The sequence below is a fragment of the Nitrosomonas nitrosa genome, from assembly GCF_003051105.1.
Taxonomy (GTDB): domain Bacteria; phylum Pseudomonadota; class Gammaproteobacteria; order Burkholderiales; family Nitrosomonadaceae; genus Nitrosomonas; species Nitrosomonas nitrosa.
This window is the reverse complement of the sequence record NZ_QAOO01000008.1, coordinates 109,583-128,210: the sequence shown is the minus strand read 5'-3', so window position 1 is coordinate 128,210 and position 18,628 is coordinate 109,583. Positions and strand designations below refer to the sequence as shown.

Genomic DNA, 18,628 nt, shown 5'->3' with positions numbered 1-18,628 from the left:
TTGCTGCTTATTGTAGCTTGCCAAATTTAATCCTTTCTCCGTTCGCATTATTTTTATATAAGAAAGTGAAACACACTTAATTTCTGTCGAATCTAATTGATTTTCAATCAGCTATTGCCAGCTTGCTCTATGACATCGACTGTCAGTTTACTATGCAGAAAAAAACCATAGGCTTATTTTGTGCTTTTGAAATCGACCGTTATGACACCCAAAAATAATACTTTCACAGATTTGGTGCGCTTAGAGCAATTACGCCATATTGAAACGAGCAAGGCAGAAGCCCTATCGTACGCCAGTATCGCCGACATGGAAGCACACGTGGCTTCTGATTTCAGCTACCACGCTTTTCTCAAGCGGCTAACGACTCGCGCTCGGCGGCTGATTCAAGATAACGCTTTAACTAGAGTACTGCAACACCCTCAAAGCTTATTTGTTCGTGCGCGTCGGATAAGCTTGGTCATCGCTGCCATTCTGGGTGCATTGGCGGCAGCCAATGCAGTCGGTGAATCGGCAACATTGAATATTTACTGGCTGTTAGCCGTCTTACTCGGTTTCAATTTTATTTCTATTGTGCTATGGGTCATGGGTATTTCGCTCAATTTACAGAGCCTAAGCGCTGGCGTAGTCGCTCAGCTTGCTTGCTGGTTACCCTACCGCTACAAAGAAAAGGAAAGCGACTCGATTGCTTCCCTCGCAGCACGGGGCTGGTGGGAAACGTGTTTAACCGGTGCAATCGGTAAATGGCGAATCAGCGTACTTACTCATCTCTTCTGGTTGACCTATCTTACGACCGGTTTGGCCTTGCTGATATTACTGATGATGGCAAAGCAATACGATTTTATTTGGGGCACCACATTATTGCCGGAAAGCAGTCTTCCACAGCTAACACTTTGGTTGAGCAGGCCCATGGAAATTTTTGGCTTAATCCCTCCCGATAGCTACCAAATTGCAGCAAGCCGGGTAGGCGCTGCAGCACAAGATGCAGAAACCCGAAGTGCTTGGGCCAAATTTTTGCTGGGGACGCTGCTACTCTATGGCATATTACCCCGCCTCTTCTTACTTATGCTTTCCAGTTTGATGCAACAACTAGCAGAGCGTCGATTCAAGCTCGATCTTTATTTGCCCTATTACGTTACGCTGCGGCAGCGATTGATGGCACACGAGTTTGAATCGAGCGTCATCGACGCAGACCCCCAAATCGCATCCGCACATACAATCCCCGCCCTTCAACAAACCAGCGGGGGAATGCCTCAAAATATACTTGCCGTTGGAATCGAACTCGATGATCACATCATTTGGCCTGATGGGCTACAGTGCAGCGAGAATGTCATCGACCAAACATCCTTTGCAGAGGCCACTGATAAAATTAAAAGATTCAATGGGCCTCTACTAATTGGCGTAGCTGCGCACCGGCTTCCCGACAGAGGCGTTCAGCGCACTATCAGAGAATTAATCGCCAGTGGTCCGGGAGAAGCTTGGTTGATTTTACTACGCAGCCGTGCCGCCATTCCTGTCGCGGAGACACGAAAGCTCGCCTGGTTCCGCACAGCAGAGACATGCGCTATTCCTGCTGAACACGTCATCATTCAGTGAACATGAAAGTAACTAACGAATCACAGAACGTTCATGCATTGCTCAATGTCGCAGTCGTGGGACACACCAATACTGGGAAAACCTCGCTAATTCGTACTATGCTGCGAAGCACTCAATTTGGCGAAATTGAAGACGCTGCAGGAACGACACGTCATGTGGAGCGGGCAACCATATATGCTGGCAACGAAGCTATTCTCAATTTACACGACACGCCAGGTATCGAGGATGCCCACGCATTACAAAAACAGCTCAAAACCATCAGCGCTCGAAATAGCTCACAATCTACGGCAGAAGTATTGGAAGAATTCGTGGCATCGATCTCCATCGATGATCCACTGGAGCAAGAAGCAAAGGTAATCCGTCAAGTGCTTCGCAGTGACGTATTGCTATACATCATTGATGTGCGTGAGCCTGTATTAGAAAAATATCTGATTGAAATCGAAATTCTCAGTAAAGCCATGAAACCCATCATACCGGTTTTCAACTTTATTGCCGAACACACAGAAGAACTCGCGACTTGGCGCAAGAAATTGGCGGCATTCAATATTCATGCGTCTTTAGAATTTGATACGGTTGCTTTTTCCTTTGAAGCTGAAAAACGGTTATATCAAAAAATACAAAGCCTAGTGGAATTACACTACGATAAATTACAAAAATTGATCAACCACCGGGCTAAGGTCTGGGATCAGCTTTGTTTATCCGCAGCCAAGCGGATCGCCGACCTCATTGTTTCTGTCGCCTGTCATCGCGAGAGTAAACATAGTCAGAGTGATAATACTGTCAATACCGCCGCCCAGAAGTTAAAGGATTTTGTTAGAAAAGCCGAGCAGCGTTGTCTGCAAGACTTGCTTGCTATTTTTAATTTTTCGGAGAAAGATATCGCCTTGCAAAAAATTCCGGTAAGTAATGGTCAATGGCAGATCGATCTTTTCGCGCCGGGCGTGCTCAAGGCCTATGGTCTTGATGTTGGAAGCGCGGCACTCAAGGGGGCTGCGGCAGGGGCCGGAATCGATCTGATGGTAGGCGGGCTCAGTCTCGGTGCTGCCAGTGCTTTTGGCGCTATTGCGGGCACCGGCTGGTCGACATTCAAACGATACGGCAAAGAAATCAAAGCAAAAATACAAGGCACACAATGGTTATGTGCAGATGAGAATACTTTACAAATACTGTTTCTACGCCAGCAGCAATTACTGTCAAAGCTCATGCATCGCGGTCACGCAGCCTACCATATTGATCAAATCAACACAGTTACAGCCTCTGCTACAGAAAAATTACCGAGTGATTGGTCCAGCATGATCAGCACACTTCAGCAAAACCCTGCGTGGCAAAAGCCTTCTGCAGCCCGAAACCAGAATCCCCTCTATCAAGCGATCGAAACCAAGCTGATTAATACACTTCTAGGTAATGGATAATTCCACTCACGCTTGAGGCGATGGGGCCAACGGATAAAACAGTTCAATTTCGTCAATGCCGCGTTTCGGGCCAACTGGCGCATACTTGCTCAAGATCGATAATTCTGCCGGAGGAACGTAGCCGACGATTTTCTCAAGTTCCGAAAGGCGTACACCCTGTCTCACAAGATAAGCAATGTAGGTATGCCGCAAGGAAGCAGCAGAGATATCATCCGTAACAGGTAACCCTGCATCGACAATCGCGCACGTCAACAATGCTGCCAGGTCATCTTGAGAAAGCGTATCGCCGGATGGATTCACGAGTGCCAACCCATACTCTTGCAAACTCGCTTTTAACAATGGATGTAATGGGATGTGCCTAGGGTAAGTGCCAGTAATGGTCACAATAGCCTTCTCAAGATCAATATTTTCGATTTGCAATGCTGCGATTTCTTGTAAAGTCAATCCGCTCAATAACAATACCAACAGTTGCTGCTCCTTTTTATTGGCAGCTTTAATCAGCACGTCGATCTGTTCAGCAGGCATTTCCTTTATCAGTGACTGCTTGAGCGCATATTGCGGTGGTTGATTCAGTGCGCTCTGTGAAAATGGCAGTTGATCGATTGCCTCAGAGGCAAGTTTCTCGTTACTGTACACATGGATACCTGACAAGTTAATTGCAAGTTTTGCACGTTCTTTCCGGGTTAAAAATTCAACTAACCACACGCAAAAAAGCCCAAACAGCAAAGAGCTAAGAAGGGCAATAAGTGCGTCCCTCGAATAATTTGGCCAGATGGGATGATCAGGGTAAAAGGCCCATTCAACAACATCGACTTGAGGGTATTTCCCGGTATAGCGGGCCTCAATTTGTACCAATCTTTCTTGAGTTTCTCGAAAAAGCTGCTCCAGCCCTTCCAGATCATTCTTCAGCGCCTCATGCTCGGCAAATCGCGCCGTGAATTCAGCCGCTTTTCTTCGATGTTCATCAAGCTGCTCCCGAACAGCTTGTGTCGCCTGCCGTGCGGCTGAATAAGCCTGCTCTGCCTCCGAAACGACAATGGCTTGTCCGGTTTTACGCATACGCTCAATTTCAGCTTGTAGATTGGCCAGTTTCTCTGGAATAACCTTTAAAGAAGGTGTCAATGCCATGTATTCACGTGTAAAACGTCTATCCAGCTCTTCTAATTCTTCTCGTAACTCCTGAGCACGCCTTTCAAGCTGGCTCAATGTTAGAGAATCCTCTCTGGGAACAACTGTCTGGCCACGCGCGATGGCTTGTTTGATCGAGTCAAGTCTCGCTTTTGTATTAACTTCCTCTTCACTTGCCTTGTTCAAAGCGTCATTGAGTCCTCTCAATCGCGCCAACGCTTCGTTTTCTTCGCGCCCCATGGAGACAATATGGTTTTTTTCCCTGAAGTGCTCCAGTTCAGCACGTTTTAAGTTGATTTTTTCAGTGAGTTCCGCCAGCTCCTCTCGTAGCATCTGGGCTGTCACACCGATGGTTCTGGCAATTTCCGCCGATCTCGCTTCAAGGTAAACCTCAATCCAAGTATTGATGAGTGCAGGAAGCAGAGCAGGATCGGGGCCTTCCGCAACCAGCTCCACCAAATTGGTATCGGGCACAGATCTCACATCAAGTATATTGCGTATATCGGCAACGGCTATGTGGCTTCCCTTATCTTCTCGAGGAAGGGATCGAAGACGTTTTGCCGTTTCCGCCAGCAATTCAGCGCCAAATAGAATTTGCTTCTGAATGGCGACATGCTGGATATCCGCATCACTACTCCTCTGATCAATCGGGGTTTTGGCTACTGTCAATAATGTCGCATAACTCTGATAGACTGGGGAACGGCCAAACACATAGATCAGCGTGATCAAAGCACAGGCTGAAAATGAAACGATAAAAATCAACAACCTGCTGGATCGTAGCCAGGGCGGCCGGCCTGAAGACGGCAATGATTCATGATCTCGGGAGCGAGTGATATCGACTTGTGGAATACGATATTGCATGATGGCCCCACCCTCCTGAATGGATTACTTCGGAATAAGCTGCAAGAAAAATCCAGTCGTCATTCCCGCAGCTTGCCTTACTGCATCAGCCGCTGTTTCTAAGTCCTGCTGCAACGCCATTTATCGTCAAATGGATAGAGCGGTGCACTTGTTCAACGTCATCACCTGCACAATAACGCCGCAGCAACTCAATTTGCAAGTGATTGAGCGGATCAATATAGGGTGAACGAATACGAATACTGCGTGACAAGGTCGGGTTTTCCTGCAAGAGCTCTTTATGCCCAGTAATTGCAAACAACCATTTTACACTCCGCTCCCATTCCGCATGGATGCGCCCAAAAACCTCATCCCGCAAAGCCGTGTCGGTAACCAGCTCTGCATAGCGCGATGCAATGCCCATATCCGTCTTAGCCAACACCATATCCATGTTTGACAAGAGCGCTTGCATGAATGGCCACTTAAGATACATTTCCTGCAAGAGTGCCAATCTATCGTTCTGTTGATCTCGCTGAACGAATTCCTCAACTGCCGAACCAAAGCCAAACCAGCCAGGAAGCATTGTTCGATTGAGACTCCAGCTGAACACCCATGGGATAGCGCGCAAGTCTTCAATCTTATCAGAAGGTTTACGTGAAGATGGCCTGCTGCCAATATGCAATCCAGCGATTTCCCTAATCGGGGTGGCCTCTTGAAAAAACTGCTTGAAGCCCGGAGTTTCGTATACCAGATCTCGGTAAATAGCGAATGCATGGGACGATAAGGTCTCCATCACTTGGTAATAGCGAGGCGCATTTTCCTGGATAGCGTCATGGCTCAGCAATGTTGCTTCGATTGTGGCTGCAACCAATGTTTCAAGATTACGTCGCCCAATTTCTGGATCGGTATATTTACTGGCTACCACTTCCCCTTGTTCCGTCAACCGTATCTGCCCATTTACGCTTTTTGGTGGCTGCGCCATGATTGCCTGGTAACTTGGTCCGCCGCCCCGCCCTACGGTACCCCCTCGTCCATGAAACAAGCGCAGCTCAACATTATGCTTAGCAAATACTTTCGTCAATTCGATTTCAGCTTTGTAAATTTCCCAGTTAGAAGTCAGAAATCCACCATCCTTATTGCTATCCGAATAGCCAAGCATGACCTCCTGGACATTACCCCTTGAATTCAATAGCTTACGATAATAGGGTAGTGAAAACAATTCATCCATGATCTTGCTGCAGCTGCGCAAATCCTCGATCGTCTCAAACAATGGAATGATGTTGAGACCCAACTGGGGGCTCTCGCCCGCATGTAACAAACCGACCTCTTTCAGGAGTAACGCAACCTCCAGCACATCGGCGACACTTGTTGTCATGGAAATAATGTAATTCGGCAACGCCGCATGACCAAAACGCCGTTGTATTTCTGCCGCCATGTGCAGGATGCGCAACTCACTCTGCACTGTATCGGTATAGCTCAAATACGGTGAATGCAGCAATCTTAAGCTACTGATTTCTGCAAGCAACCATTCTATTCGCTCAGCATCTGTTAACTCGAGATAATTGTCTTGATGGGTACCTTTCGCAAACAACTCTGCGACAACCTGTTCATGAACTTGACTATGCTGCCGCATATCCAATGGCGCCAAGTGGAATCCGAATACATCAGCCGCACGACGCAATTTTCGCAACGCACCCTTTGCCAGCCAATGGGAGCGATGCTGCTTCAGCGAATTGATCACGATATCGAGATCATGAACAAACTCCGCACTGTCTGCGTAAGGTTCCGTAGGGCTGACCTGCAACCGCTGCACCACTGTCAACCCAAACCGCTGACTCGTTGCAGCGAGCCGTGCATACATACCAAGAAAAGCACGCCGATAGGGCTCATCTATACGGCTCGCGGGTATGTCCGGTGAAGAAGCCGCCAATTGCTCGAGTTCGTCGCTCACGCTGATTAATCGTTCGGCAAGACTCATATTCTGTCCAATCTTGCTGATTTCATCCATATAAAAATCCAGAACCAACGCAGCATGCCGCTCCGCTGCGTGCAACATGACTTGGTGCGTGACGAACGGGTTACCATCCCGATCGCTGCCTATCCAGCTTCCAATTCGCAAAAAAGAAGCAACACGTGGTGCGTCCTTGCCTAGGCGCCGCTCCAGCAAATCTTCGATCTTTGCATAAACGTAGGGCACCTGGCTTAAAAACGTATAGCTATAATAAATTAGCCCATTCTCGATCTCGTCATGAACGGTAAGACGTACTGATCGCAGCATACGGGTTTGCCACAAAATCTGAATGGCAGCACGCATTGCTTCCTCGTTGTGCCGCATTTCATTCGGTGTCAACTGAATGCGGTCGCGCTCCTGCAATAGCCGTTGTATGGTCAACTGGCAATCCAAAATGCTCCTTCGCTGAACTTCCGTTGGATGCGCTGTCAATACGGGTGACACCATTGCTTTTGCAAAAAAATTCCCCAAGGTTGCACTATCGATACCCCTTGCGAGCACGCGTTCCAACGCCAGAGTAACGCTTCCTGGTTGTGGAGATGAGCCCTGGCGCAAATGAGCGCGCCTTCGGCGGTTATGGTGCAGATCTTCTGCAATATTGGAAAGTAGTGAAAAATAACTGAACGCCCTTACGACAGCAATAGTTGCCTTGTTACTTAACCGATTCAGAATTTCATCGAGCTCCTGCCGCGCCTTAGGGTCTTTTTCCCGGCGAAAGCGGACCGCTGTTTGGCGAATCGTTTCGACTAACTCAAACGTTGCTTCGCCCTCGTGCTCCCGTAACGTATCTCCAAGCATGCGTCCAAGCATACGAATGTCTTCGCGTAGGGGTTTGTCTTTTTCCTCACCCACGTTATTGTCAGCATAATCGCTTACGCCAGCATCAGCGTTCATCTCAATGCGTCTCCCTTTCTTATAAAAATCAAATCTTTCACACACGCTCCAATCCATACGATAGATGACCATGCTAAAATGGCGCGAATCTGAAAGTTTTCTATTCTTTCCAAATTAAGCTCAATGTCAAATTCATTTACACCCCCTTCAAAAATTACTATTGCTTCACGTGAAAGCCTGCTTGCCATGTGGCAAGCCAATTTTATAAAGGACCGATTACGTGAATTATACCCGCAAACCGAAATCAACATACTTGGCATGACCACCCAAGGCGATCAGATCCTTGATGTCACACTCTCAAAAATAGGAGGAAAGGGATTATTCATCAAAGAACTCGAGCAAGCGCTAGAAGATGGACGCGCTGATATTGCCGTTCATTCCATGAAAGATGTGCCCATGAATATGCCGCCGGGTTTCAGGTTGGCAGCCATCACCGAACGTGAAGATCCCCGTGACGCTTTTGTTTCTAATCAATATGCCCATCTCGAAGCGCTTCCAAAGGGCAGTGTCGTCGGTACCTCGAGCTTGCGGCGCGAATCGCAATTACGTGCCCGCTTCCCACATTTACAGGTGAAACCTTTACGTGGAAATGTTCAAACACGGCTCAGGAAACTGGATGAGGAACAATTTGCCGCGATCATACTCGCCGCGGCGGGATTAAAACGCCTGGAATTGACCTACCGGATCACTTCATTGCTTGAACCTGAATTAAGTTTGCCGGCTGTGGGGCAAGGGGCACTCGGCATCGAATGTCGCGATGATCGGGCTGATCTAGCGTTACTGATGCAGCCCTTGCATCACGCAGAAACGGCTTATTGTGTTGAGGCGGAGCGCGCGATGAGCCGCATGTTAGGAGGAAGCTGCCAAGTTCCGCTGGGTGGGTATGCGGAAATTGCTGACGGTGTGCTTACTTTGCGCGGCTTTGTCGCTAATCCCGATGGATCAAACATGATAAGCGATGAATTATGTGGCAAGCCGGAAGCTGGTGTAACCCTTGGGCAGCAATTAGCCCAGAATCTAATAGCACAAGGCGCGGATAAAATTTTGGCGGCTTTAGCCTAAATAATATTACCTAAAGATGATTTCATGCCTGAAATGCAACCGCTAGCAGGTTTATCCATATTAGTCACTCGCCCGGCACACCAAGCAACTCATCTAGTTGACAGAATCAAGCAAGTGGGGGGGAATCCTGTGTTGTTCCCGGTGTTAGAAATCGCTGACACCAACGATCCTTACCCTCTTCTGAGCGCGATTCAGCGTCTCGATCAATTCGATTTAGCAATTTTTGTCAGTCCAAACGCTGTTGACAAAGCCATGCGTTTAATCCTGGCTACCCGGTCTATACCACCACATCTGAAAATTGCCGTGGTAGGAGAAGGCAGCGCTAACAAGCTAAGACAATATGGCATCCATGAAATCATTGTGCCTTCCGGCCGAAATGACAGCGAAGCACTACTTGAGCAGCCGGTTCTGCAAGACGTACTCAATAAACGTATCGTCATATTTCGAGGGAACGATGGCCGTCGCTTACTGGGTGATACCTTAATTGAACGTGGCGCCCAACTGGAATATATCGAATGCTATCGTCGCAGCAAGCCAAAAACGGATCCGACTCAACTGCTGAAAAGCTGGGCAAATAACGGTTTGCACGCAATTACCATCACAAGTAGCGAAGGCTTGCATAATTTATTTGACATGATAGGCGAAGTTGGCCAACAATTACTAAAAAAGACGCCTTTATTTACTGCACATGAACGAATTGCGCATATCGCAACAGAACTTGGGTTGACAGATGTGCATATAACTGCGGCTGGAGATGAAGGTTTAGTGAAAGGGTTGCTGGAATATTTTTTATCAATTAAAAATTAAAAATGGCTTCTCGAACATCATGAATAGAGAAACACAAACAGCTCCACCAAAAACGTCACACTTAGGCGTGACCATCCTGCTTTTAATCTTTTTGACCATTATTGCTTTTTATACATGGCAATGGGCAGATAGACAGGGCCATATCGTTGAAACAAAACGAACGCTGGCCGAATATCTGAACAATGTTGATTTCTTTGGCAAGCTGCCCCGCCAGCGCATCGCTGAAGTGCTAACGACCGCCGAAGAAACTCAAAGGCAGCTTGATAAGCTCAGTAAGGACGTAATATCCCCGGATCATCTTGCATTGGCGGATCGACTCTCACATCTGATTGAGTCGATTGATGCATTGCCCTTAGCGATGGATACGCATTTGGTTAAGGTCAATTTTCCGTTAGAACAGCTCATATCACCACAAGGTCATCGCTGGCATCAATTTATAAATGAAATAGGGCATGATCTTCAACAGCTTATACGAATTCAGAAAATCGATGATCCGTCAATTGAATTGCTGTCACCTTCTCAACGCGATCTCATCCGTGAAAACATCAAGTTAAGATTACGTCTAGCACAATATTCGCTGCTTACTCACGATCAAACAAATTTTCAAACAAATCTAGCGCTTGCGATAAACTTGATACATCGCCATTATGACAAGCAAACAGAGTCAGTCATCGACATACTAAACGAGTTAAATCAATTACACAGTTATACAATCGGCGAAGCGCTGTCCAAACTTTCGGCACGCAATTATCGGCTTATACTAGATGGGGAGGATGAATGAAATTAGTACTCTGGGTGTTAACTCTATTTGCTGCGGCTGCAGCTGTTGTGATTGCCGCCCAATATGATCATGGCTCCGTATTATTTGTTGTACCACCTTACAAGATTGAGCTTACGATAAATATTTTTATCATCGTTTTGATTGCCGCTTTTTTTCTTTTCTACCTCCTCCTAAGATTATTGGCAAACCTATTTGGCTTACACCGGAAGAGAATTAATGAATCTACGCTTACTGCAACCAAAGCTTTCTTCGAAGCACGCTTTGATAAAGCGGAAAAGGCGGCGGCTTCTGTAGTGAAATCGAATTCCCCTTCTACTATCAGCGCGATAAATGCTGTCATTGCAGCGCGCTCTGCACATAAACAAGCAAATTATTCACAACGCGACCACTATCTCGCAATTTCAGAGCAAAAAGCCCCTGAAGAAAAGGAGCTAAGACTCGTTACGCAAGCAGAGCTATTGCTCGAGGAGGAACGTTACGAAGAAGCGCTGAAGGCCTTACAAACGCTTTACTCAGAAGGGGGGTTGCAAAGTACCTCAGTGCTCCAACTTGAATTAAAAGCACAACAATTAGCCCAAAACTGGGATGCTGTCCTGGAATTAGCCAGTATCCTCGAAAAGCGCCATTCCGTTAATAGAGCGGCGATCGAGCAAATCAAGCACCATGCACATATAGAAAATATCAAGAAAAATGGGGCACACTTAGAATCGCTTAATAAATACTGGAATAGCCTATCCCCAGCAGAAAAACTGGATAGCCGGTTAGCAGCAACGGCTGCGCGTGCGTACATGGCGCTTGGCGAGGTATCCATGGCTCAAAAAATCATTGAACAAAGCATTGATTCGAAATTAGATTCCGAGCTTATTTCACTTTATGCTAAATGTCTGGATGGTAGCGTAAGCTGGCAAATTCAGCGTGCAGAAGGATGGCTGAGAAGACATCCTAACAATGCCGAATTGTTACTTACACTCGGAAAATTATGTACCTACTGTGAACTATGGGGTAAAGCTCAGAATTACTTGGAAGCAAGTTTATCGATCGAACCCAGCCGGGCCGCACATCTCGCACTGGCACAATTATTTGAAAAATTAGAGAAACATGATGAAGCAGCCGATCATTACCATAAAGGGCTAGGGTTTTCGTTGAAAAAGCAACAAGCTTAAAACCCTAAACAGATACGCTGACAGAAGGTACAAAAATATCTGAGTAGAAATGAGTAGCCGGTAGATTTTTTAGGGTCGTAAAATCTTGGTAGGCTGCTTTCACCATGAGTGGCGAACCACAGGCATAAACATGATAGCCTACCAAGCTTTCGTAATCTTCAAGTACAGCCTGGTGCACTAACCCCGTTCTGCCTGTCCAATTATCTGTGGGAAGCGCATCTGACAATACCGGAATGAATGTGAAGTTATGATGCTGCCGCGCCCACTCTCGTGCTAAATCCTCGAGATAAAGATCTGCTTTAGTCCGCACACCCCAATACAATGTCATTTTTCGTAGGCGTTCCTGCGTATTTTCTGTATAAAAAATATGCTCGAGCATGCTCTTGATTGGGGCAAATCCAGTCCCACTTGCCAGAAAAATAATCGGTAAATCTGCGTCGTTTTCATGCAGGATAAAAGAGCCGAGAGGACCTTCAAATCGAAGGATATCTTTCTCCTTCATATGCAAAAAAACATGCTCCGAAAACACACCACCGGCGTAATTTCGCGCGTGAATTTGCAAAAACTCGTCGTCATGAGGCGCATTTGCTAACGAGAAACTCCGCCTCTTGCCATCTTTCAATAAAATATCGATATATTGACCAGGAAGAAACTGCAATCGCTCATTCGCAGGTAATTTCAGATAAATAATCATCACATCAGGCGCCACGCGCTCGAGCTTTTGTACGCGACTGGGCATTGTCCTGATCTTGATATCCTTAATCGCGTCCACTTCACGACTCTCGATAATCAGATCGGTCAACGGTTGTGCACAGCAAAACAATGCTAGGCCTTGTTGTTTTTCCGTGTTTGTAAGCGTTTCTTCATTATATCTGCCATAATTAACAATACCTTGTACGATTTTTCCCTTGCATGCACCACACGAACCGTTACGACAACCGTAAGGAAGTGACAACCCTTGCCGCAATGCAGCCTCTAATACTGTCTCACCCGGCTCTACAGTGAAAGTATGCTCGCTTGGCTTAATAATGATTTGATACGACATTTCTCAGTTAAATAAAAAGACGGATTGACAAAATAAATAACAATGAAAAAAACGCTTTTAATGGTAGGGTGCGGTGATATCGCTTTACGGGTAGCACCACTGCTGCAACATCGATACCGGATCCTGGGTTTATGTCGAAAACCTGAAAATTTCAGCAAATTACGCGCTCACGCTATTACACCCATAATCGGCGATCTTGATCAACCCAGCAGTCTCAGCAAACTCGCTGGAATAGCACAGGCAGTATTGCACCTCGCACCACCACCCGCTGACGGCCTAAAAGATCCACGAACAACTCACCTGTTGGCCGCATTGACTCGACAACCACTTTTCGCAAAAAGGAGAATACTACCACAACGCTTGATCTATATCAGTACCAGCGGTGTCTATGGTGATTGCCGGGGCGAATGGGTGAGCGAGAACCATCCGCTCAATCCTACCAATGCACGCGCTATACGGCGTGTCGACGCAGAAATGCAAGTGCGACAATGGGGCACACGTAACAATGTGCCTATTTCCATTCTTCGTGTACCGGGAATCTATGCCGCCGATCGGCTTCCTCTTGCACGCTTACGTCAAGGAACGCCCGTCCTTTCTGCCGATGAAGACAGTTATACAAATCATATCCACGCAGATGATCTCGCTCGTATCATTTGCGCCGCGCTTCATCATGGAAAACCCGGCAGAATTTATAATGCGAGTGACGATTCCCATTTAAAGATGGGAGATTATTTCGATCTGGTAGCCGATTCTTTCGGTTTGCCTCGTCCGCCACGCATCCCTCGCCATCAGGCAAGGGATGTGATCTCACCCAGCCTATTATCATTCATGAACGAATCGCGGCGGTTGACTAACACGCGTATTAAGCAAGAATTACATATCAATTTACTCTACCCGACAGTCGCTGCGGGTATCGCTCACGTAGCCCCGTGTATAAACGGATAAAACAGGACGAACATATCGCTAAACAAATTTAGAGTAATGGTCGTTATTACCTAAGTTCACAGAAACTTTTTGCACCGCTTTTGAAGCAGTAATTCAATTGGCGCGTGTACCCCCTATTTTGGGTAAGTTAATTAAAAAATTAGGTTAATAAGGAGTTGTTATGGCAACAATCTCAACACGGCCAGAAAAAAAAATCAAAGAAGTCAGCTTCTCCTGGGAAGGTAAAGATCGTTCTGGCAAGGCTGTAAAGGGAGAAATGCGCGCAGCGGGCGCAATCATAGTTACATCCACGCTACGCCGCCAAGGTATCCGCGTTACCAAGGTTACCAAAACCAAATCGAGTGGTACCATTAAAGCTAAGGATATTACCTTGTTCACGCGTCAGCTTGCTACCATGATGAAATCCGGCGTCCCATTGTTACAAGCTTTCGATATCGTCGGAAAAGGACATAGTAACCGAGCAGTCAGTAAGCTACTGATGGATATCAAATTGGACGTTGAAACAGGAAGCAGCCTTGCCAATGCATTCCGTAAATACCCACTCTATTTCGATTCACTCTATTGTAATTTGGTCGCCGCTGGCGAAGCGGCCGGTATCTTGGATAATTTGTTGGACCGGCTGGCGACTTATAAAGAAAAAATTCAGGCAATCAAAGGAAAGATCAAATCTGCGTTGTTCTATCCCCTGTCGATTATAGTCGTTGCCTTCATCATCACAGCGGTCATCATGATCTTTGTAATTCCCTCATTCAAGGAATTATTTGAAGGTTTTGGAGCCGATCTCCCTGCGCCCACGCTCCTTGTTATGGCTATTTCTGATTTTTTCGTTGATTATTGGTGGGCAATTTTTGGTGGTATCGGTGCAAGTCTTTATACTTTTTTTTATATATGGAAACGCTCAGCAACCATGCAACGTATAATGGACCGGCTTGCATTGAGATTGCCTATTTTTGGCGAGGTCATCAGAAAAGCCACCATTGCACGCTGGTCTCGTACACTCTCAACCATGTTTGCAGCGGGTGTTCCACTGGTTGAAGCATTGGAATCCGTTGCCGGTGCAGCGGGGAATCATGTTTATTACGATGCCACAAAAAAAATACAGCTTGAAGTCAGTACCGGAAATAGTCTAGTTGATGCGATGACCCAAACGAATGTTTTTCCTAGTATGGTTCTCCAAATGGTGGCAATTGGGGAAGAATCGGGCTCGCTAGATTCGATGTTGAGTAAAATCGCCGATTTCTTCGAAGCGGAAGTCGACAATGCCGTAGAAGCGCTCTCCAGCTTGATGGAACCGCTCATTATGGTCGTTCTCGGCACGTTGATCGGGGGTATGGTTATCGCAATGTATTTACCCATTTTTAAAATGGGCCAAGTCGTCTAAAACAATATTTATCATAAAAATATGTCGCTAATTGAAACGCTCCAGGATGCGCCCACGCTATTCATCATCTTCAGTACTATCATAGGAATAGTCATCGGGAGTTTCTTGAATGTTGTCATTTATCGATTACCCAGAATGATGGAACGCGCTTGGCAGCAACAATGCGCCGAGCTCCGTGGAGAAGACCACCACCACAATTTGCCGGATTTCAATCTTATAACACCCCGTTCAACTTGCCCCCAATGCGGTCATAGCATTACTCTGTTCGAGAATATCCCCCTTCTCAGCTATCTGTTTCTGCGGGGACGCTGTTCACAATGCCATGCACGTATTTCCCTACGCTACCCTGTTGTCGAAATGCTCACCGGGGCGTTGAGCGGTTTGGCCGCCTGGCACTTCGGTTTCAGCTCGGCAGCTATGGCTGCTCTCATTTTTATTTGGGTAATGATTGCGCTCACTTTCATCGATCTCGATACGCAGTTATTACCCGATGTCTTGACACTTCCCTTGCTCTGGCTTGGCCTATTATTCAATTTAGCGAACGGCTTTACCGATATTCAGTCGGCAGTCATCGGCGCGGTAGCAGGTTATCTCGCGCTATGGTCCGTATATTGGATTTTCAAGTTGACGACGGGTAAGGAAGGTATGGGATACGGCGATTTCAAGCTGCTCGCAACCATCGGCGCATGGCTGGGCTGGCAAATGCTACCATTGGTCATTCTTTTTTCCTCGTTTGTAGGTGGAACAGTCGGTATCTTTCTGATAATTTTTAAGAAATATCAACGCAACTCGGCGATCCCGTTTGGTCCTTATCTCGCTGGAGGCGGCATTATTGCCCTGTTTTGGGGAAATACGCTTAACCATGCATACCTTGCTTTATTCTAACGCATGCCATTGATTGTCGGATTGACGGGTGGTATCGGCTGTGGAAAATCCAGTGCTGCCAATTTTTTTGCAGCACTGGGTGTGGATATCATTGACACTGACATCATCGCACATGAACTCACGTTGCCAGCGGGAAAGGCAATCACACCGATCAAAGAAGCGTTTGGTACAGCGTTCATCACCGATGAGGGGGCCTTAGATAGAAGCAAAATGCGGAAGCTGATATTTTCAGACGCAACATTCAAGCAAAAGCTCGAAGCAATCTTACATCCGCTCATTTACGAAGAAGTTGTCCGCCGTATCGGTCTGGCAACCTCTACATATATCGTCGTGGTCGTGCCCCTGTTATTAGAAAATACTGCATTTCGCGCACTCGTCCAACGTATTTTAGTCATCGATTGTTCTGAACAATTACAGATTTCACGTACAATCGCACGTAGTAAATTGGACGAACAAGAAGTGCGCGCCATCATAGCTACACAAATTTCACGGGCGGTGCGCCTAAAGCAATCAGACGATGTCGTAGTCAATGACCGAGACCTCACTCACTTGCATACCCAGCTCAAGCAGATACATCTCAAATATCTCGCTTTGGCAAAAAGCATGTGCCATGACAAAACGAGCGAACATTGATTGACTCGCTTTAAAAATAAGCTTGCATGCAGACATCACGTTTCATAAAGTATGATGCTGCTATGTTATTTACATTACACACTCGATATACATACTGTGATTTGCTACGAACTCCCACTCACTGAACGAATTCGCACATTATTGCGGCTTGAAGATCTATTCAATAAGGTTGATTTCTTTGCAAAACGTACGACGGCTAACGAACATCATGCTGCATTGGTCGCATTGTTCGAAATTCTCGATGTTACCAGTCGTGCCGATATCAAATCAGATTTGTTACAAGAGCTCGAACGACAAAGGAGTTCACTGGAAAATCTGCGAAAGAATCCCGATGTTTCAGAAGCAGCATTGAACCAAATACTGGATGAGATAAAAATTGCCTTTCGTGGCTTACTCAATGTTACAGGCAGAGCAGGCAGCCACTTGCGCGACAACGAGTGGCTGATGAGCATCAAACAGCGTATGAATATTCCAGGTGGTGCATGCGAGTTCGATTTACCTTCTTACCATTACTGGTTAAGTATTGCTCCGGAAGTACGCCATCAAGACTTCCAGGATTGGATTACACCTTTACTACCCATTCGTAACAGCTTCAATATCGTCTTAAAGTTGCTCAGAAATAGTGGTAGAACTTTTCGCTATACCGCCTATCAAGGATTATTCCAGCAAACCGATCCCGAGCACGCTGCGCATTTGCTACGCTTGATCATCGATGATACCTTGCCGTGTTTTCCTGAAATCAGCGCCAACAAATTCGCGCTGAACATCCGTTTTATCCGATTTGGAACAGACCAGAAAGCGATTACTTATGAAGAGGATATCGACTTTGAATTGACTTTTTGCAATTTGTAACTATTCGATGAAATGAAACAATTAATCGTTAATTGTCCTCAATGCGGAAAGGCTCTCACCTGGAAGACTACCAACCGCTATCGCCCCTTCTGCTCAGAGCGCTGCAAAATGCAAGATCTGGCACAATGGGCGACAGAATCCTACCGCATACCGGAAACGACGCAGGAAACAGACAGCAATAAGGAATCGAGTGAATGATGGGTAGGCTTGGGTCATTCGTGAAACTGCGCTTTCATTGATCTCCCCAAACAGCGCGCATCATGGCAATGCCGTGGCCACCCTGTTCTTGAGCGATCGCTAAATCGCTCATCCACAAACCACCCAACGCATAAACGGGTAAAGAATAATCCCTTATCAAGGCAGCAAACCTACGCCAACCCAGTACTGCGATACCCGGGTGACTCAGCGTGGGCGATAAAGGGCCTAGCACGACAAAATCCAACCCTAGCTTCTCTGCCTGGTAAAGTTCTTCTGCATTATGGCAGGAAGCACCGCACCAAGGTACTTCTGGGCGGCTGGTAAGGGACATCAGCTGCGCCGTTGTTAAATGAACGCCATCCGCCCCCAGCTCACGGGAAAGCGAAACATCACTATTGAGGAGTACCTTGGCTTGCGATGCATGGGCACGCTCAATGATTTCACTTGCCAGCCAGCGGAAGCTAGCGCTTGACATCGTTTTTTCGCGAATTTGTACAAACTTCAATCCTTGTTGTAAAGCATGCTCAAGCTTTTGCAGCATGGCCGCTTCACCTAACTCAGCCGCATTGGTAATCGCGTAGATTGGCGGCAAGGCAAGCGCTCGCAGCACGGGAAGATTGGCTGGCAACAAAGGGGAAACGGAAAGATGATCGGCGATTTGCCAAGACAATGTCTGCTGCTCCCGGGCATGTGGCTCACCTTCCCACTCGACGACACGGTAGAAATGCAAACGTACCGTGGCATGGCTATAAGTAAATACACGCGTTATCCAAGGATAAGCCCACCTGACCTGAATGCCGAGCTCTTCGTATAACTCCCGGGAAAGCGCATCGACTGCCGATTCACCCTCCTCGATTTTGCCACCAGGAAACTCCCAATGGCCAGCGTACGGCTTGCCTTCCGGACGGCTGGTCAGTAAAAAATAACCATCAGGACGCATGATGACCGCGGCAGCCACCTCAACGAGCGAAACAACGGATGGGTGCGAAAGAGTCATCGCC

General features: G+C 46.8%; 16 protein-coding genes. 12 read left to right on the top strand and 4 right to left on the bottom strand.

What is annotated here, in order from left to right:
- Window positions 1–201 precede the first annotated feature (201 nt).
- Together C8R30_RS06260 and C8R30_RS06255 are read left to right on the top strand one after the other, a co-directional pair.
- The gene (locus C8R30_RS06260) at window positions 202–1,593 is read left to right on the top strand and encodes a DUF2868 domain-containing protein (protein ID WP_090668116.1); all 1,392 of its coding nucleotides are present in this window, start codon (window positions 202–204) and stop codon (window positions 1,591–1,593) included.
- A 2-nt stretch (window positions 1,594–1,595) separates the two neighbouring features.
- Window positions 1,596–3,005, top strand: a complete 1,410-nt coding sequence (locus C8R30_RS06255) for a DUF3482 domain-containing protein (protein ID WP_090668119.1) — start codon at window positions 1,596–1,598, stop codon at window positions 3,003–3,005.
- Between the two features lie 6 nt (window positions 3,006–3,011).
- Here the strand turns inward: C8R30_RS06255 and C8R30_RS06250 are convergent, their stop codons facing one another.
- On the bottom strand, window positions 3,012–4,994 hold the full coding sequence (locus tag C8R30_RS06250) for a tyrosine-type recombinase/integrase (RefSeq protein ID WP_090668122.1): 1,983 nt from the start codon (window positions 4,992–4,994) through the stop codon (window positions 3,012–3,014).
- Between the two features lie 85 nt (window positions 4,995–5,079).
- Complete coding sequence (gene ppc, locus C8R30_RS06245; RefSeq protein ID WP_107789781.1) at window positions 5,080–7,875, bottom strand: phosphoenolpyruvate carboxylase; 2,796 nt, start codon at window positions 7,873–7,875, stop codon at window positions 5,080–5,082.
- Window positions 7,876–7,998: 123 nt separating this feature from the next.
- Here ppc and hemC point away from each other — a divergent pair, with 123 nt between their 5' ends.
- Genes hemC through C8R30_RS06225 form a run of 4 tightly spaced genes read left to right on the top strand, consistent with a single transcriptional unit; the run spans window position 7,999 to window position 11,688 of the window.
- Window positions 7,999–8,937 carry a hydroxymethylbilane synthase gene (gene hemC / locus C8R30_RS06240; protein ID WP_107789774.1) on the top strand — a complete coding sequence of 313 codons (939 nt, stop codon included), beginning with the start codon at window positions 7,999–8,001 and terminating at the stop codon, window positions 8,935–8,937.
- Between the two features lie 24 nt (window positions 8,938–8,961).
- On the top strand, window positions 8,962–9,744 hold the full coding sequence (locus C8R30_RS06235) for a uroporphyrinogen-III synthase (RefSeq protein WP_107789773.1): 783 nt from the start codon (window positions 8,962–8,964) through the stop codon (window positions 9,742–9,744).
- A gap of 19 nt (window positions 9,745–9,763) precedes the next feature.
- The gene (locus tag C8R30_RS06230) at window positions 9,764–10,525 is read left to right on the top strand and encodes a uroporphyrinogen-III C-methyltransferase (protein ID WP_090668130.1); all 762 of its coding nucleotides are present in this window, start codon (window positions 9,764–9,766) and stop codon (window positions 10,523–10,525) included.
- On the top strand, window positions 10,522–11,688 hold the full coding sequence (locus C8R30_RS06225; protein ID WP_090668133.1) for a heme biosynthesis HemY N-terminal domain-containing protein: 1,167 nt from the start codon (window positions 10,522–10,524) through the stop codon (window positions 11,686–11,688). Before C8R30_RS06230 ends, C8R30_RS06225 begins: the two co-directional genes overlap by 4 nt.
- Window positions 11,689–11,692: 4 nt before the next feature.
- Here the strand turns inward: C8R30_RS06225 and C8R30_RS06220 are convergent, their stop codons facing one another.
- Window positions 11,693–12,733, bottom strand: coding sequence for a CDP-6-deoxy-delta-3,4-glucoseen reductase (locus tag C8R30_RS06220; RefSeq protein ID WP_107789772.1), 1,041 nt, complete (start codon window positions 12,731–12,733; stop codon window positions 11,693–11,695).
- Window positions 12,734–12,775: 42 nt separating this feature from the next.
- Between C8R30_RS06220 and C8R30_RS06215 the strand changes: the two genes are divergently transcribed.
- The 6 genes from C8R30_RS06215 (at window position 12,776) to C8R30_RS06190 (ending at window position 17,627) form a co-directional block, all read left to right on the top strand.
- Window positions 12,776–13,678, top strand: coding sequence for an SDR family oxidoreductase (locus tag C8R30_RS06215; RefSeq protein WP_090668139.1), 903 nt, complete (start codon window positions 12,776–12,778; stop codon window positions 13,676–13,678).
- A gap of 160 nt (window positions 13,679–13,838) precedes the next feature.
- Window positions 13,839–15,059: a type II secretion system F family protein gene (locus C8R30_RS06210; RefSeq protein WP_090668141.1), complete on the top strand. Its 1,221-nt coding sequence runs from the start codon at window positions 13,839–13,841 to the stop codon at window positions 15,057–15,059.
- A gap of 21 nt (window positions 15,060–15,080) precedes the next feature.
- The gene (locus tag C8R30_RS06205; RefSeq protein WP_090668144.1) at window positions 15,081–15,944 is read left to right on the top strand and encodes a prepilin peptidase; all 864 of its coding nucleotides are present in this window, start codon (window positions 15,081–15,083) and stop codon (window positions 15,942–15,944) included.
- Window positions 15,945–15,947: 3 nt separating this feature from the next.
- Window positions 15,948–16,577, top strand: coding sequence for a dephospho-CoA kinase (coaE, locus tag C8R30_RS06200; protein ID WP_090668147.1), 630 nt, complete (start codon window positions 15,948–15,950; stop codon window positions 16,575–16,577).
- Window positions 16,578–16,673: 96 nt separating this feature from the next.
- Complete coding sequence (zapD, locus tag C8R30_RS06195) at window positions 16,674–17,429, top strand: cell division protein ZapD (RefSeq protein WP_107789780.1); 756 nt, start codon at window positions 16,674–16,676, stop codon at window positions 17,427–17,429.
- Between the two features lie 12 nt (window positions 17,430–17,441).
- Window positions 17,442–17,627: a DNA gyrase inhibitor YacG gene (locus tag C8R30_RS06190; RefSeq protein WP_107783019.1), complete on the top strand. Its 186-nt coding sequence runs from the start codon at window positions 17,442–17,444 to the stop codon at window positions 17,625–17,627.
- Window positions 17,628–17,661: 34 nt separating this feature from the next.
- Here C8R30_RS06190 and C8R30_RS06185 read toward each other — a convergent pair whose 3' ends face one another.
- Window positions 17,662–18,624, bottom strand: coding sequence for a Nudix family hydrolase (locus C8R30_RS06185; RefSeq protein ID WP_107789771.1), 963 nt, complete (start codon window positions 18,622–18,624; stop codon window positions 17,662–17,664).
- Window positions 18,625–18,628 lie beyond the last annotated feature (4 nt).

Excerpts from the sequence above, each read along its gene's own strand:
- C8R30_RS06260 (WP_090668116.1), top strand. The coding sequence starts at position 202 with ATGACACCCAAAAATAATACTTTCACAGATTTGGTGCGCTTAGAGCAA.
- C8R30_RS06255 (WP_090668119.1), top strand. The coding sequence starts at position 1,596 with ATGAAAGTAACTAACGAATCACAGAACGTTCATGCATTGCTCAATGTC.
- C8R30_RS06250 (WP_090668122.1), bottom strand. The coding sequence starts at position 4,994 with ATGCAATATCGTATTCCACAAGTCGATATCACTCGCTCCCGAGATCAT.
- ppc (WP_107789781.1), bottom strand. The coding sequence starts at position 7,875 with ATGAACGCTGATGCTGGCGTAAGCGATTATGCTGACAATAACGTGGGT.
- hemC (WP_107789774.1), top strand. The coding sequence starts at position 7,999 with ATGTCAAATTCATTTACACCCCCTTCAAAAATTACTATTGCTTCACGT.
- C8R30_RS06235 (WP_107789773.1), top strand. The coding sequence starts at position 8,962 with ATGCCTGAAATGCAACCGCTAGCAGGTTTATCCATATTAGTCACTCGC.
- C8R30_RS06230 (WP_090668130.1), top strand. The coding sequence starts at position 9,764 with ATGAATAGAGAAACACAAACAGCTCCACCAAAAACGTCACACTTAGGC.
- C8R30_RS06225 (WP_090668133.1), top strand. The coding sequence starts at position 10,522 with ATGAAATTAGTACTCTGGGTGTTAACTCTATTTGCTGCGGCTGCAGCT.
- C8R30_RS06220 (WP_107789772.1), bottom strand. The coding sequence starts at position 12,733 with ATGTCGTATCAAATCATTATTAAGCCAAGCGAGCATACTTTCACTGTA.
- C8R30_RS06215 (WP_090668139.1), top strand. The coding sequence starts at position 12,776 with ATGAAAAAAACGCTTTTAATGGTAGGGTGCGGTGATATCGCTTTACGG.
- C8R30_RS06210 (WP_090668141.1), top strand. The coding sequence starts at position 13,839 with ATGGCAACAATCTCAACACGGCCAGAAAAAAAAATCAAAGAAGTCAGC.
- C8R30_RS06205 (WP_090668144.1), top strand. The coding sequence starts at position 15,081 with ATGTCGCTAATTGAAACGCTCCAGGATGCGCCCACGCTATTCATCATC.
- coaE (WP_090668147.1), top strand. The coding sequence starts at position 15,948 with ATGCCATTGATTGTCGGATTGACGGGTGGTATCGGCTGTGGAAAATCC.
- C8R30_RS06190 (WP_107783019.1), top strand. The coding sequence starts at position 17,442 with ATGAAACAATTAATCGTTAATTGTCCTCAATGCGGAAAGGCTCTCACC.
- C8R30_RS06185 (WP_107789771.1), bottom strand. The coding sequence starts at position 18,624 with ATGACTCTTTCGCACCCATCCGTTGTTTCGCTCGTTGAGGTGGCTGCC.